The organism is Chryseobacterium sp. MA9, assembly GCF_024399315.1.
In the GTDB taxonomy this organism is placed as follows: domain Bacteria; phylum Bacteroidota; class Bacteroidia; order Flavobacteriales; family Weeksellaceae; genus Chryseobacterium.
In genome coordinates, this window is record NZ_CP075170.1 from 2,461,874 (window position 1) to 2,477,976 (window position 16,103).

Sequence of the window (16,103 nt, forward strand, 5' to 3'; positions counted from 1 at the left end):
TAATACAAAAGCGTTCAGAGTATTCTAAGCGCTTTTTTTATTTGATTATTTCTTATCATCTGCTTTTAATGCAAAATAAAAAGTGCCCGGTAAAAGAACCAGACACTTTGGGTAATTAAAACTATATGAATCTCACTTAAAAATATGTTCTGCAGGTATATTCTACCGTCGTATTGATAAGTTTATTTTTATTCAGATAGATTTCAAGCTGCTGAAAATCATCTGAATTGACATTAATATATAACTGTACTGAACCAAAACTATATCCGTTCACATACTCTACGTTAGCAGATAACACTTTATGACAGATGCCTAATTGATTATAGATCGTATTCATCAAATGTTCAAATTTCATTTTGCCATTCAACTCTATTTCCAGTAACAATTCTTTTTTAGGCAGGTTTATTTTATTTTGCAAAACCTGCAGGCCGGGATTAGGTGTAATCATTGCTAAACATTTTTGGGTTAAACATTATCAGATCATATTGCGTTCTGCACTTAAATCTGTGACAAAAATATAAAAAAATATTAGTCCACCAAATTAGTGGACTAATATTTTTTAAAATTTAACATAAAAAAAGAAGCCTTATCAGCTTCTCTCTCTTTTAAAGTTTATTTATTCTGTCCAATTTCTCAGAACCAGCAAGTCCATTAGGATTACAACCAGGCGCTCCTTCAGGGACTTTGAGATTTTTCTTGGTATAAAATTCTTCCCAGAATGTATTTGTTTTACCTGTTTTTGGATCAATAAACGTCATGGGTTCCAATTTGAAAATATTTTCTGCCCGAAAAGCTCTTTCTACAAAATCAGAACAGTAATATGAATTTTCATCCAGAATATAATTGAAGTTGTAAGGCTTTCCAAGCATAGAATTTGCTTTTTTAACTGCTTCAGGAATTGCTTTCTGATATTCCGGTTTTAATCGGTAAACAATTACTTCCTGCCCATCTTCTTTCTGATCTTTGATAAAGTCTTTTAGATTCTGTTTCTGAGAACCGCCTTTGGGAGCAGCATGTAGAACAAATATACGGTTACCTTTTTTTTCCAAAATTCCTATATGATCAAATGAAGCTGCCTTTTGTTTTTGAGTGACATTATTGATCGCTCCGGAAAGCCCGGATTCTTTGGCCGTAACAAAAAGAAGATCTCCGTTTTTGAATTGTACATTACTTGGATAAGCGTGATTACACTGAACCAATAAAATCATTAAAAAGGACAAAATTCCTACAACAATAATTTCTTTGATTCTTTTGCTAAAAAATATTTTAAATTCAGACATTCTATTATACTTTCAGTGCCAAAATTACAAAATAGAATTCATTACATTTGTGGAGATATTGATCTATTCTTCACACCAACCCAAACATTTTCAAGATTCTTATGCCACATATTTTATTAGTTGAAGACGATGACAGGCTTTCAAAACTGATTGCAAAAGGATTTCAGGAAGCTGAATTTGAGGTAACTATAGCTTATGACGGAATCACAGGTTTGAAACTGGCTTTGCAGAAAGATTTTGATCTGATAGTCACAGATATTGTCCTGCCTAAAAAAAACGGCCTTGAATTTTGTAATGAAATCAAAGCATTACAACCAAATCTTCCTGTAATCATGCTGACCGCGCTGGGAACTACTGATGACAAACTGGAAGGATTTGATGCCGGGGCTGATGATTATCTCACCAAACCCTTTGAAATGCGCGAGCTGACAGCAAGGATTAGAGTACTCCTGAAACGTTTTTCACAACAGAGACTGCAAAAAGTTTCCGTTCTTAAATATGAAGGAATTGAAATGAATCTGGAGCAGAAAACAGTGAGCAGGGATCATACTCCGATAAAGCTGACTCCGAAAGAATTTAATCTCTTAAAATTCATGCTGGAAAATTCTGAAAAAGTTCTTTCCCGAAGTGAAATTGCGGAGAAAGTATGGGAAACCCACTTTGACACGGGAACCAATTTTATTGATGTATACATTAATTATCTCCGAAAAAAGATTGATAAAGATTTTGAAGCCAAACTTATCCACACCAAAGCCGGTATGGGATTTATTCTGAAGAAAGACTACGAATCAGGCATTGTACAGTAATCGTTAAGATGAACTAAAAAATATCCGGATGAAAATAAGAACCAGACTTACGCTGCTTTTTACCTTAATCACTGCAATGCTTTTAAGTGCTTACAGCATTTCGATTTATTATTCATCCAAAGAAGCAAGAGAAAAGTCTTTTTACAGCGAACTTCAGAACGAAGCGATTGCCAAAGCAGATTTATTTTTCCGAAGTTCACTGCCGGAGCAGGAAATGCACAAGCTTTATAAAAACAATACCAGAACACTTAATGAAGTTCAGGTCGCCATTTATGATGCTAATAAACAACTGGTCTATCATGACGATGCCAAAGTAGATTATGTAAAGGAAACCCCGGAAATGCTTTCGCAGATATTCCGGGAAAAGAGAATCAATTTCTTTTTAAACGATTTGCAGGTGATCGGAATGGTATATCATTATGAGGGAAAAACTTACGCGGTAACTGCTGCAGCTTACGATCAATATGGATATGAATATCTCACTCATCTTCTCACCATCAGCATTATCTCGTTCTTCAGTATTTTAATATTGATTTACCTGGCAGGAATATTTCTTTCCAAAAAAGCATTAAACCCATTGAGTGAAATGGTCACTCAGATTAAAAAAATCACAGCCGGGAAATTACAGTTACGTCTGAAAACAACGAAGGAAAAAGATGAGCTTAATGAACTTGCCCGGAGCTTCAATGGAATGCTGGAAAGACTTGAGAACTCTTTTGATTCACAAAAACATTTTGTATCCAATATTTCACACGAACTGAGAACGCCTCTATCTGCCATTATTACTGAACTGGAACTGGCTTCTGAAAAAGATAAAACCAAAGCAGAATATCAGGAAACCATCCAATATGCACTGGAAGATGCACGAAATATGGTAAAGCTTTCCAATAGCTTAATGGACCTCGCCAAAGCAAGCTATGATTCTAACGAGATCAGCTTTTCCGAAGTTCGTCTTGACGAAGTTCTTTTGGAATCTTACACCAAAATCACAAAGGAAAATTCAGGATATAAAGTTTCTCTGAACATAGAAGATTCCGTGGAAGAGCATCAGCTTATCATCCAGGGGAACGAATATCTTTTGCAGGTGGCCTTTAACAATCTTATTGATAATGCCTGTAAATATTCGCCAGAACACATTTGTTCTATAGATGTCAGAACCAATTCCAAGATTCTTTTGATTAGTTTTGCCAATACAGGAAACATAATTCCTAAAAAAGATTTGGAACATATTTTCAAACCTTTTTACAGAAGCGAAACATCCAGACAGGAGAAAGGACACGGAATAGGTCTTTTCCTTACTGAGAAAATTATTCTCCTTCACCACGCAAAAATCACAGTGGTATCAGATCATAATGAGACTGTTTTTACTGTCATATTTGATATCATTTAACTTCTCATTCTTTACTCATGAGAAAGAGATTTCTTATTGAAAACAGTAGTTCCAATACTGGCCGCAATTACACAGGCAATAGAAATCCACTGTAAAAAAGATAATTCTTCAGCAAGAAAAACCAATCCTGAAAGCGCAGCAAATGCAGGTTCCAGGCTCATCAGAATACTGAAAGTTTTTGCAGGAAGTTTTTTCAAAGCCATTATCTCTAACGAAAATGGCAAAGCACTCGATAGAATAGCTACACCCAACCCTTTCACAAAAATAGTCGGGGTAAGATTGAAAACCGCGCCATCCCATATTGTAAAAGGAATAATCACCATACTCGCAAATATCATCCCGGTAGTTACGGCATCTTTTCCATCCATTATTTTCGAAACCTTTCCACCCATTATGATATAAACAGCCCAGAACATACCTGCCAGAAAGGCAAGTCCAAGCCCTATCAAATCAACATGATCATTCTGCCACGGAACAATCAACAGGATTCCCACACATGCCAATAATGCCCATACGACATCCAACAGTTTACGGGACAATGCCAATGCAAGAAATAAAGGTCCCGCAAACTCTACAGTAACCGCCAGCCCTAGCGGAATTCTTTGAATCGCCATATAGAAAATAAGATTCATTGCTGCCAAACCTATTCCGTATATCGCACAATATTTCCATTTCTGTCTGTTAAATTGTAAAAATTTCGGACGGTTAATCAAAGTAAGCAAAACAGCAGAAAGTACAATTCTTAAAGTAACCGTACCTATAGCTCCGATAGCGGGAAATAGCTGTTTTGCAATGGAGGCTCCTCCCTGCACACAGATAATCGCTAAAAGCGTAGCTGGTATCGCTAAGTTTGATTTTTTCATTTCTAAAATATATAATTCAAAAGATTTTGGAAGGAAGTTTCCGGGACTAAACAAACTCTTATTTTGTATGATAAATCGTAAAATTCATCATACAAAAACCTGCTCCAAATGTATTGAAATTTTATCTCTTACAATGGGTACAGTTGACACTTATTAATAGGATCTAAAGAATAATATTTCTTGTAACATCAGCTTAAAAAAAGGAAGATATTTTCTCTAATGATTTTCTAATAACATTCTAAAGCTTTTCTAACGGTAAAAAAAGGCAGGCATTTCTACTTTTGCACTGTAAAAAAAATAAAGCATATGGACTCAGATCCTTACAGTAATTATCAATCTTAAAAGCTTTAGTTGTACTCACTTTTCCCGTACAGCTGAAAAGCTTTATAAAAAACAGGAAAAGTTATGAATACATTTGAATTTACCCTTCGTTTACTGACTGCATTCTGTCTGGGAGCCGGTATAGGTTTCGAGAGACAGTGGCGACAAAAAAATGCAGGTCTCAGAACCAACACTTTGGTTTGTATCGGGTCTGCAGCATTTGTGTTAATTGCCATCAGAATCGGTGGCGATGCAGCCGGAAGAATCACCTCTTATATTGTCAGCGGAATCGGTTTCCTGGGCGGCGGCGTTATCATGAAAGACGGTCTTACCGTAAGAGGATTGAATACGGCAGCCACATTATGGTGCTCTGCAGCCATAGGTGCATTATGTGCTTTGGGATATCCTTTAGAAGCCCTCATCACAGTTCTTTTCATTGTCACTACCAATATATTCCTGAGACCCTCATTATCTTCTCAGAAAGAAGCAAGGAGCAAAAAACGGTTCAGTACCAAGAAAAACAACAACGAAAAAATAAAAATCAGCAATAGCACTCAATTGTATTAAGATCATGAAAAAGATAATCTTAAGTAGTATTATTCTCTTTGCAGCCTCCTGTAAAGACAATACATCTCAACAAAACAAAGAACCGGAAATAATGATAAATGGCAACAAGGTCACCGTTCCGGAAAACAATCCCGTTTTCAAGAAAATTAAAACCCAGGTTGTAACCGAGCAGGAACACAGTGATGGTGTCATTTCAGCAGGAACTATTCAGGCTATTCCTAATCATTATGCAGAAATTGCCAGTCCTTTTTCCGGAAGAATTACAAAATCATTTATTCAGCTTGGCCAAAATGTTTCTGCCGGAAGTCCTCTTTTTGAAATCCTTTCTTCAGATTATTTTTCGGTTCAAAAGGATTATACGGACGCCCTGAATGATGTACAGCTTGCCGACAAAAACTACAGACGCCAGCAGGATCTCGTAAAACATGGGGTTGGTATTCAAAAGGAGCTGGATGAAGCGGAAACCGATTTTAAAAATAAAAAAACATCCCTCTCCAATGCTTCTTCTGCCTTGAAAGTCTATAACAGTAAAGGCGGAAGTATAGGAAGTCCTCTTATTGTAAGAGCTCCCATCAGCGGAGAAATCATTACCAACAAAATTGTAAACGGCCAATATCTGAAAGGAGATGCTGATCCGGTAATGATCATTGCAGAATTATCCAAAGTATGGATTTCCGGTGACGTAAAGGAAAAAGACATCCGCTTTGTTCATCCCGGAGATCAGGTTTCTGTAAAAGTAAGTGCATATCCGGACAGAAATATTACCGGAAAAGTATATCACATCAATGAAATTGTAGACGAAGATACCCGAAGTATTAAAGTTCTTATTGAATGCGATAATCCGGACAGAAAATTAAAACCGGGCATGTACGCTACAGTTAACTTCTCAACAACTCCTGAAAAAACTGTTATGCTTCCCGTAACCGCATTGATGCAACAGGACAATTCCCAGTATGTATGGGTAAAAACAGGCAGGAGCCAATATACAAAGCGTTCTGTGACAACGGGAGAAACCGATCAGAAAACAGTAAGAATCATTTCCGGCTTAAAACCCGGAGAGACCATCATGACTGAAGGAGGAATTTATATGCTGGATGCAAAATAATCTAAAATGTACATAGTAAAGAGAGTGAAATGCCTGGTATTATTTAAAGTCAATACTTAGTACATCCTACTTTTTACTTTGTACACAAATCAAGAACTATGAAGAAATTATTAACAATCTCTATACAGAAGAGATGGCTCATGCTTGCTCTCTTTCTTTTACTGGGATTCTTCGGATATTATTCCTGGACCAGACTATCCATAGAAGCTTATCCTGACATTGCTGATGTAACCTCACAGGTGGTAACACAGGTCCCGGGACTGGCCGCTGAAGAAGTGGAACAGCAAATCACCATTCCTTTGGAGAGATCTCTGAACGGACTTCCGGGAATGCATGTGATGCGAAGCAAAAGTACCTTCGGACTGTCCATTATTACAATGGTTTTCGATGATGGGATAGACGATTACTGGGCAAGACAGCGAATTCAGGAAAGACTGACGGATGCGGAACTTCCTTATGGTGCACAACCCGGATTAGATCCTCTTACCTCTCCCATTGGCGAAGTCTATCGTTATATTATCGAAAGTAACAACCACAGCCTCCGGGAACTTACAGATTTACAAAAATTTGTGATTATTCCACGAATCAAACAGGTTTCGGGAATTGCTGATGTTACCAATTTCGGGGGAATTACGACGCAGTTTCAGATCGAGCTGGATCCGCATAAACTTGAACAATATGGACTTTCCCTGTCAGAAGTTACAGAAACGATCTCCAAAAACAATATGAGTGCCGGAGGGAGTATGCTTCCCCGCGGAAACCTCGCTTATGTCATCCGCGGAATAGGTTTGGTAAAAGACTTAAACGATCTTGGAAAAATTGTAGTCAAAACCCAAAATGGCGTTCCTGTTTTTTTGAATGACGTAGGAACATTGAAATACGGAAACCTGGAAAGAAAAGGAATTCTCGGCTACACAGACCGAAAACGTAATTATTCTGAAAGTGTAGAAGGAATTGTACTTTTATTAAGAGGACAAAATCCTTCACAAGTGCTGGAAGGAGTTCATGAAGCTATAGAAGAGCTGAATAACGAAACGCTTCCTACCGGAGTAAAAATCCATCCTTTTTTGGACAGAACAGACCTTGTAAAAACAACTCTTACTACAGTTTCTCATACCCTTACCGAAGGAATTGTATTGGTTATTATTGTACTGATTGTATTTCTTGGAAGCTGGCGGGGAGCATTATTAGTGGCTATTACCATTCCGCTTTCATTGTTATTTGCTTTTATATTAATGCATTTTACGAATATTCCGGCCAACCTTCTTTCATTGGGAGCCATTGATTTTGGAATCATTGTAGACGGAGCCATCGTCATGCTGGAAACCATTCTGAAGAAAAGAGAAGAAAATTCGGAAGAAGCACTAGAAGAAAAAACGATTACCCAGAGAGTGATTGAAGTGGCAAAGCCTATTTTCTTTTCAACCATTATCATTATTACCGCTTATCTGCCATTGTTTGCTTTTGAAAGAGTAGAGAAAAAATTATTTACCCCCATGGCTTTTACTGTAGGATACGCTCTATTGGGAGCCCTCGCTGTAGCATTGCTTCTGATCCCTGGATTGGCTTATGTGATCTATCGCAAACCACAGAAGATCTATCACAATAAATGGCTTGAAAAACTAAGCACAGCCTATGGAAAGAGCATTGAAAAAATAATGCAGACACCTAAAAGAGTTATTATTCCTATTATGATTGTCTTAGTTTCTACCGGGATTCTCTCTTATAATGTAGGAAAAGATTTCCTTCCCGAGCTGGATGAAGGTTCTATATGGCTTCAGGTACAGCTGCCACCGGGAATTTCTTTAGCCAAATCAAAAGAAATGAGTGATACACTGCGTGCCCGTACCTTGAAACGTCCTGAAATTACTTATATGATGATACAGGCAGGACGGAACGATGACGGTACAGATCCATGGACAGCTTCCCACTTTGAAGTTTCTGTCGGAATAAAGCCTTACAGCGAATGGCCGGCAGGAAAAACAAAAGCAGACCTCATCAAAGAACTCGTTGCAGATTATAAAGATATGCCAGGATTCACCGTAGGTTTTTCACAGCCAATGATTGACGGGGTAATGGATAAAATCTCAGGAGCTCACAGTGAATTGGTAGTTAAGGTTTATGGAGAAGATTTTAAAGAGACAAGAAGAATTGCCGAAAATATATTGTCTACTTTAAACACAATTCCGGGTTCAGCAGACCTTGCCATTGATCAGGAGCCTCCATTACCTCAGCTGCAGATTATTGCAGACAGAGACAAAATCGCTCAGTATGGACTGAATGTAGCAGATGTAGCTGACCTTATTGAAGTGGCATTAGGAGGAAAAGCTATTTCCCAGATCTTTATCGGCAATAAAGTGTATGACATTTCATGCCGCTATACAGAAGACAGCCGAGACACTCCTGATAAAATCGGAAATCTGATGCTGACCTCAGCTTCCGGAGCGAAAATTCCTCTATCTCAGGTTGCAGAAGTAAAATTGAGTACCGGTGAAAGTACCATTACCAGAGAAATGAACAAACGCCATCTTACCGTAAAACTGAATTTAAGAGGTACTGATCTTTCTTCTTTCCTAAAAAATGCACAGGATAAAATTGAAAAAGACATCAAATACGATCATGAGAAGTATCAGATCAAATGGGGTGGACAGTTTGAAAATCAAAACAGGGCTTATTCAAGGTTAGCATTTATTGTTCCGCTGGCATTGGCAATTATGTTTCTGTTATTGTATGGTGCATTCGGAGATTTCAGACAGGCTTTGGTTCTGATGTCTATTGTTCCACTGGCTTTATTTGGTGGAATGCTGGCACTCAATATAAGAGGAATGTCTCTGAATGTGTCTTCTGCAGTAGGATTTATTGCACTCTTCGGAGTTGCTATCCAGAACGGAGTCATTATGATTTCTCATATCAATGATCTGCGTAAAAAAGGATATGAGCTGAAACAGGCTGCCATCAAAGGTGCAAAAGACCGTTTCAGACCTGTTCTAATGACCGCAACGGTTGCCGTAATAGGATTATTCCCAGCATCATTGGCCACAGGAATCGGTTCGGATGTACAACGTCCACTGGCAACAGTAATTGTCTATGGACTGATGTTCTCTACTATTTTAACACTATTCGTGCTGCCGGCTATTTATTTTATGGCTGAATATCGCAACGAAAAACAAAATTTGGAATCAGATGAAAATTAAAGTTCATATTATCATATTATCTGTAGTATTGTTGAATATAACAGGTATGAAGGCACAGGAAAAAGAACTTTTACAATTTGAAGAATACCTGAGCCTTGTCGGAAATAAAAATCTTGGGTACGCCTCTCAGAAATACAATGTAAGTATAGCTGAAGCTTCCATCCAGACTGCCAATATGTTTCCTGATCCTCAACTGGAAATGGAAACCACCAACAACGGAGTGCGTAAAGATATGGGGTATGTCTACGGTGCTTCCATCAGCTGGACGCTTGAGCTTGGCGGCAAAAGAAAAGCCAGGGTTAATCTCGCCAGAAACCAATCAGAGTTGAACAAAATACAATTACAGGATTTTTTCAGGAATCTCCGTGCAGATGCCAGTTTAGGATATATTGATGCTCTAAAATCCAAAGCTTTGCTTGAAGTACAGCAGGATTCTTATAAAAATATGCAGCAGTTGGCAAAATCCGACAGTATCCGCTACAAATTGGGGACTATATCATTAGTCACGTCCAAACAGAGTAAGTTGGAAGCAGCTTCTTTGCTTAATGAAGTATATCAGGCTGAAAGTGCAGAAGAACAGTCTCTCACCAGTTTATCAGTATTTCTTGGAGACAGTAAAATAACAGGAAGAGATGTTGCAGGAGATTTCAATGCCTTTAACAGGGATTTCAGTATTGATGATCTGATTCTTCAGGCATTGAACGAGAGAGCAGATTTACTGGCAGCCAAACAAAATACAGAAGTTGCCAAAAGTCAGATCAATTTGGAAAAAGCCAATCGTATGATAGATTTAGGTATCAGCGCCGGAGCAGAACGGCACACAGAAGCCACCAATGAAATCGCCCCTTCCCCAACCGTAAATGCTGTAAAAATGGGTATTAGCATTCCTCTGAAATTTTCCAACAGAAGAAATGCAGGATTGAAAATAGCAGAAATGGTGCATTCCCAGGCTAAGGTTGAATACAAACAGATTGAACAAGGCATAAAGGCGGAAGTAATGCAGGCTTATCAGCAATATACAGCGACACAAAAACAACTCAGACAATTCCATAATGGAATGCTGTCAGAAGCACAAAGCATTCTGGAAGGGATTACATACAGCTATAAAAGAGGTGAAAGCTCTATCCTTGAAGTTCTGAATGCCCAGAGAACTTATAACAATGTAAGAAAAGATTACTATCAGGCTCTTGCAGATAATGCAGTTGCTTTAATTGAGCTTGAAAGGAAAGCAGGGATCTGGGATATTCATTTTTAGTTGGAAGAGGGAAGCTGGGAGATGGAGGTTTCTGGAAGTTGAAGAGTAAATATATGATCATTTTATTAACCTTTTTAATATTAAATACCTATCAAATGACACCTAGTAATTCTAAAAACACAAATATTACTTCCTGCTTCAATTCTTCCAGCTCCCAGCATAAAAAAAGCTCTGAAATCAGATAGATTTCAGAGCTTTTTTTATTTCTTATACTGAGATTCGTAAATTCCGATCCAATCATCAGGAGTCATTTTCTGGCTCAGTTCAGCAATCAGTTCAAAAGGAATATCATCCACTTTTTTGAAACGGATACAGGATTTACCCATATCCAGTTTCTTTTTGGAATATTTTGGATATTCCCCAACAAACCAGTCGAGAAGTTCAGGCTTTGAATAAAGTCCCATATGATAAAGTGCTATAAAATTCTTCTGGGAAGCAAGATTAATAAATGGCAGCGGTGTTCCGGGAGCACAATGATATCCGGCAGGAAATGTTGCCAATGGAACCACCCAGCCTATCATTCCATAATTCGTGGCTTCTTCAAAACCTTTAGGAAGATTGTCATTCACTGTATCAAAAAGTTTTTTAAACGCTTCCTGTCTTTCTTCAGGAATTTTTGAGATATAATCTTCTATAGAAACTGAATGAATCTGCATTTTTTAATTTTTTCTAAAATACGATTATTTTATAAAATTATCCAAATTGAGGTTTACTTCCTGGTATTTCAGATTATTATTCAGACAAATCATAAAAAAGGCAGCCACACGAATGCAACTGCCTACAGAAATTATTAACTCAAAAAATTTTTATTTTTTAATGGCTTTTACTGTTGATTTTGAACCATCTTTAAAGTTCATCGTCACTAAGTATAAACCAGCATTTAATTCACCTAACTGAAGTTCTGTAGTTGGATTGTCAATAGTTTTCACTACTCTTCCCGCTACATCTGTAACTGTTACAGATTTAACATTTTTGATATCAGCAACATGCAGAACATCTTTGAAAGGATTAGGATATACATTCACTTCTTTTTTCTTAACAGATGTTTCAGCAGTAGCTAAATTAGACTGTGTAAGAGAGAAGTCATCAAATCCCATATAGTATGGATCCGTTGTTGTATTCAAAGCTTTAATTCCAAATGAATAGTTACCAGTAGCCGTTGGGATATAGGTAACGGTAACTTTAGTATAATTAGCACTGTTACCTCCCCCTGCAGCTGTTTGATCAGCAGTAATAAATGTTGATAAGCTAGTTGCTCCGATCGCTGTTTGTCCGTTGTTTACCAATACTTCATTCTGCCAACCAGAATAGCCATCTCCTACCCAATAGAATGTAAAATCATACGAACTTCCTGCAGTTAGAGTAAATGTAGGTGTCCATAAATAAGCTGCATTGCTATATGGATAATAGATCGTCACATAATTTGGAGCAGATTTAGGATCATTATAAGCTTGCTGGGAAGCATTTGCTGATGTAAAGTTATAGGTAGATGAACTTCCTCCCGGAGTTTGTTTCCAACAGTTCGGAATGATTGCAGAACCTATAGTTGCCATCGCATCAAAATTTTCACTCCAAGGCAATGTAGTTATTGGAACACAAAGAGTTGTAAATGATGTAGAAGTACTCCAGATGCTCTTATCAGATGCGCTACAGCTAGATCTTACCCATGTATAATATGTTGTAGAGGGCTGCAGTCCGCTTAACGGTGCAGAAACTGTTGTAGAAGTTGCAGAGTTTGTAGCGTTTAAAACAGTAGAAGCATCAGGTGCAGTATTGCTTGTGCTGTAATAAACTTCGTACCCGCCTGCAGGAACTGGAGATGGTTCCGTCCAACCGATCGTTGCTGTGTTCGATGCTACGTTTGATGATGTAACTGCTGTAGGCTCCAGACAAGAAGGGATATTCTGAACTGTAATATTATCAATATAAAGTCCACGGCCTGTACCTCCTAAACCATGCTTAAATGCTAACTGCAAATCAGATCCCGCAGGAATATTAACAGTATATATTGTGTGTGTAGTCGTCAATGCAATAGGAGAACCAATGGGTGTAAAAGAAGCAGGATCTGCAGGGTTTGATAAAGTACCCACTAATAATGTATACCCATTTGATCCGGATCTTGCGTAAAATCTCACCCGTTTAGTACCATCTGAAAGGTTTACAGTTGGAGGAGAAACTAACATTTGGCTGCCAGTAGTAGCAGTAGAGTTATATAAATAATAAGCATTAGGTGCTGAATAGTTATTCGTTGTTGTTACATATCCATACCCTGCAAATGACGTACTTTCTAAATAGGCCCAACAGCTTGGTGCATTATTATTTGTATTAGATCCTACACTTGTAGTATCAAAGTTTTCTGTATATGGAACAGTGAAAGTAGAGCAGGCTGTTTTAAACGTACCGGCAAAAGACCATACACTTTGGCCTGTTGCAGTGCTGCAATTGCTTCTTACCCAATAATAATACGTTGTATTGGAATTAAGACCTCCAATAGTTGTACTTGTACCTGTTACTCCCGGATAAGTAGGTGTTACGGTACTTGCAGGTATTGTATTTGAAGTACTGTGATACACATCATAACTTACAGCATTGGTAGGAGTTGTCCATGAAACTAATGCAGAATTAGCCGTTATCCCTGAAACTGCCTGTAAGGTAGGAGGCGTACAATCTGAATAGCCATCTGCTGAAAAAGCAAAAATATTGGGTATCCCTGAGCCACTTACTTTGGTTACTGTTACACTTTGTACTAGTTTTGCCTGATTGGCTGCATCTATTGCCAGTTCAGCCTGATATAATCTTGGATTGGTTCCGCCCTCAGGAGAAGGAACATCGTCACCTACAGCAGGAGTAGCTCCCGGCTTTTTAATCCTTCCTATTCCCTGAATGGCAAAATTAGATCCATTATACCAGTCTGCAAGACTAATACTTGAAAACGTCTGTGAACTGCCATCTGTAAAATTTACCACTACACTTACCGTAGAAGTACCACTTCCACTTACAGCAAGCATATACAGTTTGGTCGCTGCCTTTGGTGTTGTAAATGCCAAAGTTCCATTATCACTGGTTGCAGCCAGTCTCAAAGAATTGTTAGCATTCAAATCTGCTAACTGAAATTTCAATCCGGGAGTTGTTGCCACTACAGAATTAATAATTCCGTCAACAGGAATACCATACGTAATAGCAGCACTTGTGGATGTAAGCTGAAAATCTTTAGCTACAAAAGCGTAAGAAACTCCGTCTACGTCATTATTTGTAGTAATTGTTGAAGAACCTATCCCGTTGGCAATCACATCAGCTGTAAAGCCTGAAGAAACCGGCATAGTTTGATAATTCTGAGCCATTATTACACTGGCTGAAAAGAGAGCGATAGCGGGTACCACTCTAGAAAATAAATTTATTACCATTTTAATCACATTTGAGGCGAAATTTAGTAAAAATAACAATACAAAAAGATTTTTTTTAAATAAAAATCAAGATAAAACAAAAACAAGCAAAATATCAACATTTTAAATCATGAAAATTATTAGAATTAAAAAAATATTGACCCACTTCTAATTGATCCTTAATTTTATTATTGAGAAATTAAATCCTATTTTTGTCATACAAATTTTTTGAACAATGCCGAATATTTCAAACAGAGCGCTGCATATGCCGCCATCGCCGGTAAGAAAACTGGTTCCCTTTGCATTACAAGCAAAACAGAAAGGAATAAAAGTATACCATCTTAATATCGGACAGCCTGATATTGAAACTCCGGAAACAGCTTTAAATGCTTTAAAAAACATCGATTTAAAAGTATTGGAATATGCGCTTTCTGAAGGAAATATAGAATACAGAAAAGCCCTTACAGAATATTATCATTCATTAGGTTTTTCAGATCTTACCCCTGATAATTTCATTGTTACCAATGGAGGTTCTGAAGCCCTGAACTTTGCTATTTCTACTTTATGTGACGAAGGTGACGAGGTGATTATTCCTGAGCCTTACTATGCCAACTACAATGGTTTCACCAGCACATTTGATGTGAATGTAGTAGCCGTATCTTCTACTATTGATACTGGCTTTGCTTTGCCTCCTATTGAAGAATTCGAGAAAAAAATCACAGACAAAACAAGAGCAATCATCATCTGTAACCCAGGAAACCCTACCGGATATCTGTATACCCGTGAGGAGCTTCAGAAGCTTGCAGACATTGCTTTGAAATATGATATTGTAATCATTTCTGATGAAGTATACAGAGAATATGTATATGACGGAAAACAGCAGATCTCAATGTTTGATTTCCCTGAATTAGCTGAAAACTGCATCATCATTGATTCAGAATCCAAGCGTTATTCTATGTGTGGAGTAAGAATCGGATGTATGGTTACCCGTTCCAGCAAAATCCGTAATGCTGCCATGCTTTTTGCACAGGCGAGATTGAGCCCGGTTCTTTTAGGACAGATTGCCGCAACAGCTGCCCACCAGAATGATGGTGCTTACATCAGAGCTGTAAGAGAAGAATACACCCACAGAAGAAACGTATTGGTAGACCTTTTGAATGCTATCCCAGGGGTAATCTGCCCAAAACCAAGAGGAGCTTTCTACTGTGTTGCTGAACTTCCGGTAGATGATACTGAAAAATTTGCACAGTGGCTGCTTGAAAAATATTCTCTTAACAACGAAACCATCATGGTAGCTCCTGCAGGAGGATTCTACAGTGATCCGGAATTAGGAAAGAAACAGGTAAGAATTGCCTACGTTCTGAAAGAAGAAGATTTAAAAAGAAGTGCTGAAATTCTTAAAGAAGCTTTAAAGAAGTACAGAGAAGAATTCAGCCTGTAAAATATATCCTATGCCGACAACAAAAAAAATATATCTGAAAATACTGTTTTCGATTCTTTTGCTGTCGGCATTTTTCTCCTGTGATTCCAAAAAAACGGAACAGACTATTTCTTATAAAAATCCACACGAGATTACTTTCATCAGTGTATCCGATATCGGAGGACATCTTGGAAATTACAGAATTATTAAAGTCACAAAAGATTCCGTTTCTGCAGAAAAAGGAATGACAGCCAATCAAACCCATAAAAAATGGGTGTCTGCCATCAATTCCAAAACATGGAAACAGCTTACATCATCGGTCAGGATTGTAGATCTCGACCATATAAAAAGTTCTCCCAGCCAGCAATCAGTAGATGGAACAGATGAGACTTTCCAGATCCGGACTCCGAAAAAATCGCATATCTATGTGAATGTTTATGTGGACACTTTACATTACAAGCAGTTACAACAACTTAAAGAACAACTAGACAAAATTCTTCCCAAAGAATACCAATAAAA

12 protein-coding genes and 1 pseudogene are annotated in these 16,103 nt (G+C 37.8%); 8 read left to right on the forward strand and 5 right to left on the reverse strand.

All coding sequences use genetic code 11. The annotated features are described in order from the left end of the window. Window positions 1-136: 136 nt before the first annotated feature. Entirely contained in the window at window positions 137-448 is a 312-nt protein-coding gene (locus KIK00_RS11195; protein ID WP_255816618.1) for an NIL domain-containing protein, read from the reverse strand. Window positions 449-605: 157 nt separating this feature from the next. Beyond that, complete coding sequence (locus KIK00_RS11200) at window positions 606-1,280, reverse strand: YiiX/YebB-like N1pC/P60 family cysteine hydrolase (RefSeq protein ID WP_255816619.1); 675 nt, start codon at window positions 1,278-1,280, stop codon at window positions 606-608. 101 nt (window positions 1,281-1,381) lie between these two features. Here KIK00_RS11200 and KIK00_RS11205 point away from each other — a divergent pair, with 101 nt between their 5' ends. Further along, the gene (locus KIK00_RS11205; RefSeq protein WP_255816620.1) at window positions 1,382-2,086 is read left to right on the forward strand and encodes a response regulator transcription factor; all 705 of its coding nucleotides are present in this window, start codon (window positions 1,382-1,384) and stop codon (window positions 2,084-2,086) included. Between the two features lie 28 nt (window positions 2,087-2,114). Continuing rightward, complete coding sequence (locus KIK00_RS11210) at window positions 2,115-3,476, forward strand: ATP-binding protein (protein WP_255816621.1); 1,362 nt, start codon at window positions 2,115-2,117, stop codon at window positions 3,474-3,476. A gap of 11 nt (window positions 3,477-3,487) precedes the next feature. Here KIK00_RS11210 and KIK00_RS11215 read toward each other — a convergent pair whose 3' ends face one another. Beyond that, window positions 3,488-4,339 carry a DMT family transporter gene (locus tag KIK00_RS11215; protein ID WP_255816622.1) on the reverse strand — a complete coding sequence of 284 codons (852 nt, stop codon included), beginning with the start codon at window positions 4,337-4,339 and terminating at the stop codon, window positions 3,488-3,490. Window positions 4,340-4,744: 405 nt separating this feature from the next. Between KIK00_RS11215 and KIK00_RS11220 the strand changes: the two are divergent. From KIK00_RS11220 to KIK00_RS11235, 4 genes and pseudogenes are all read left to right on the forward strand, one after another. Continuing rightward, window positions 4,745-5,125: pseudogene (locus KIK00_RS11220) on the forward strand (MgtC/SapB family protein); the annotation flags it as partial. A 106-nt stretch (window positions 5,126-5,231) separates the two neighbouring features. Next, entirely contained in the window at window positions 5,232-6,332 is a 1,101-nt protein-coding gene (locus tag KIK00_RS11225; RefSeq protein WP_255816624.1) for an efflux RND transporter periplasmic adaptor subunit, read from the forward strand. Window positions 6,333-6,430: 98 nt separating this feature from the next. Then, the gene (locus KIK00_RS11230) at window positions 6,431-9,526 is read left to right on the forward strand and encodes an efflux RND transporter permease subunit (RefSeq protein WP_255816625.1); all 3,096 of its coding nucleotides are present in this window, start codon (window positions 6,431-6,433) and stop codon (window positions 9,524-9,526) included. Then, on the forward strand, window positions 9,516-10,781 hold the full coding sequence (locus tag KIK00_RS11235) for a TolC family protein (RefSeq protein WP_255816626.1): 1,266 nt from the start codon (window positions 9,516-9,518) through the stop codon (window positions 10,779-10,781). The genes KIK00_RS11230 and KIK00_RS11235 overlap by 11 nt, the downstream gene beginning before the upstream one ends. A 200-nt stretch (window positions 10,782-10,981) precedes the next feature. Here KIK00_RS11235 and KIK00_RS11240 read toward each other — a convergent pair whose 3' ends face one another. After that, complete coding sequence (locus KIK00_RS11240; protein WP_255816627.1) at window positions 10,982-11,437, reverse strand: DUF1801 domain-containing protein; 456 nt, start codon at window positions 11,435-11,437, stop codon at window positions 10,982-10,984. 150 nt (window positions 11,438-11,587) lie between these two features. After that, complete coding sequence (locus KIK00_RS11245) at window positions 11,588-14,185, reverse strand: fibronectin type III domain-containing protein (RefSeq protein ID WP_255816628.1); 2,598 nt, start codon at window positions 14,183-14,185, stop codon at window positions 11,588-11,590. A 214-nt stretch (window positions 14,186-14,399) separates the two neighbouring features. On the opposite strand from KIK00_RS11245, the gene KIK00_RS11250 reads away from it, so the two are divergent. After that, window positions 14,400-15,605: a pyridoxal phosphate-dependent aminotransferase gene (locus tag KIK00_RS11250; protein WP_047378951.1), complete on the forward strand. Its 1,206-nt coding sequence runs from the start codon at window positions 14,400-14,402 to the stop codon at window positions 15,603-15,605. Window positions 15,606-15,615: 10 nt separating this feature from the next. Then, window positions 15,616-16,101 carry a hypothetical protein gene (locus KIK00_RS11255; protein ID WP_255816629.1) on the forward strand — a complete coding sequence of 162 codons (486 nt, stop codon included), beginning with the start codon at window positions 15,616-15,618 and terminating at the stop codon, window positions 16,099-16,101. Window positions 16,102-16,103: the final 2 nt, after the last annotated feature.

What these genes read in the sequence shown, in the direction of transcription:
- KIK00_RS11195 (WP_255816618.1), bottom strand. Translation starts at nt 448, where the DNA reads ATGATTACACCTAATCCCGGCCTGCAGGTTTTGCAAAATAAAATAAAC.
- KIK00_RS11200 (WP_255816619.1), bottom strand. Translation starts at nt 1,280, where the DNA reads ATGTCTGAATTTAAAATATTTTTTAGCAAAAGAATCAAAGAAATTATT.
- KIK00_RS11205 (WP_255816620.1), top strand. Translation starts at nt 1,382, where the DNA reads ATGCCACATATTTTATTAGTTGAAGACGATGACAGGCTTTCAAAACTG.
- KIK00_RS11210 (WP_255816621.1), top strand. Translation starts at nt 2,115, where the DNA reads ATGAAAATAAGAACCAGACTTACGCTGCTTTTTACCTTAATCACTGCA.
- KIK00_RS11215 (WP_255816622.1), bottom strand. Translation starts at nt 4,339, where the DNA reads ATGAAAAAATCAAACTTAGCGATACCAGCTACGCTTTTAGCGATTATC.
- KIK00_RS11225 (WP_255816624.1), top strand. Translation starts at nt 5,232, where the DNA reads ATGAAAAAGATAATCTTAAGTAGTATTATTCTCTTTGCAGCCTCCTGT.
- KIK00_RS11230 (WP_255816625.1), top strand. Translation starts at nt 6,431, where the DNA reads ATGAAGAAATTATTAACAATCTCTATACAGAAGAGATGGCTCATGCTT.
- KIK00_RS11235 (WP_255816626.1), top strand. Translation starts at nt 9,516, where the DNA reads ATGAAAATTAAAGTTCATATTATCATATTATCTGTAGTATTGTTGAAT.
- KIK00_RS11240 (WP_255816627.1), bottom strand. Translation starts at nt 11,437, where the DNA reads ATGCAGATTCATTCAGTTTCTATAGAAGATTATATCTCAAAAATTCCT.
- KIK00_RS11245 (WP_255816628.1), bottom strand. Translation starts at nt 14,185, where the DNA reads ATGGTAATAAATTTATTTTCTAGAGTGGTACCCGCTATCGCTCTCTTT.
- KIK00_RS11250 (WP_047378951.1), top strand. Translation starts at nt 14,400, where the DNA reads ATGCCGAATATTTCAAACAGAGCGCTGCATATGCCGCCATCGCCGGTA.
- KIK00_RS11255 (WP_255816629.1), top strand. Translation starts at nt 15,616, where the DNA reads ATGCCGACAACAAAAAAAATATATCTGAAAATACTGTTTTCGATTCTT.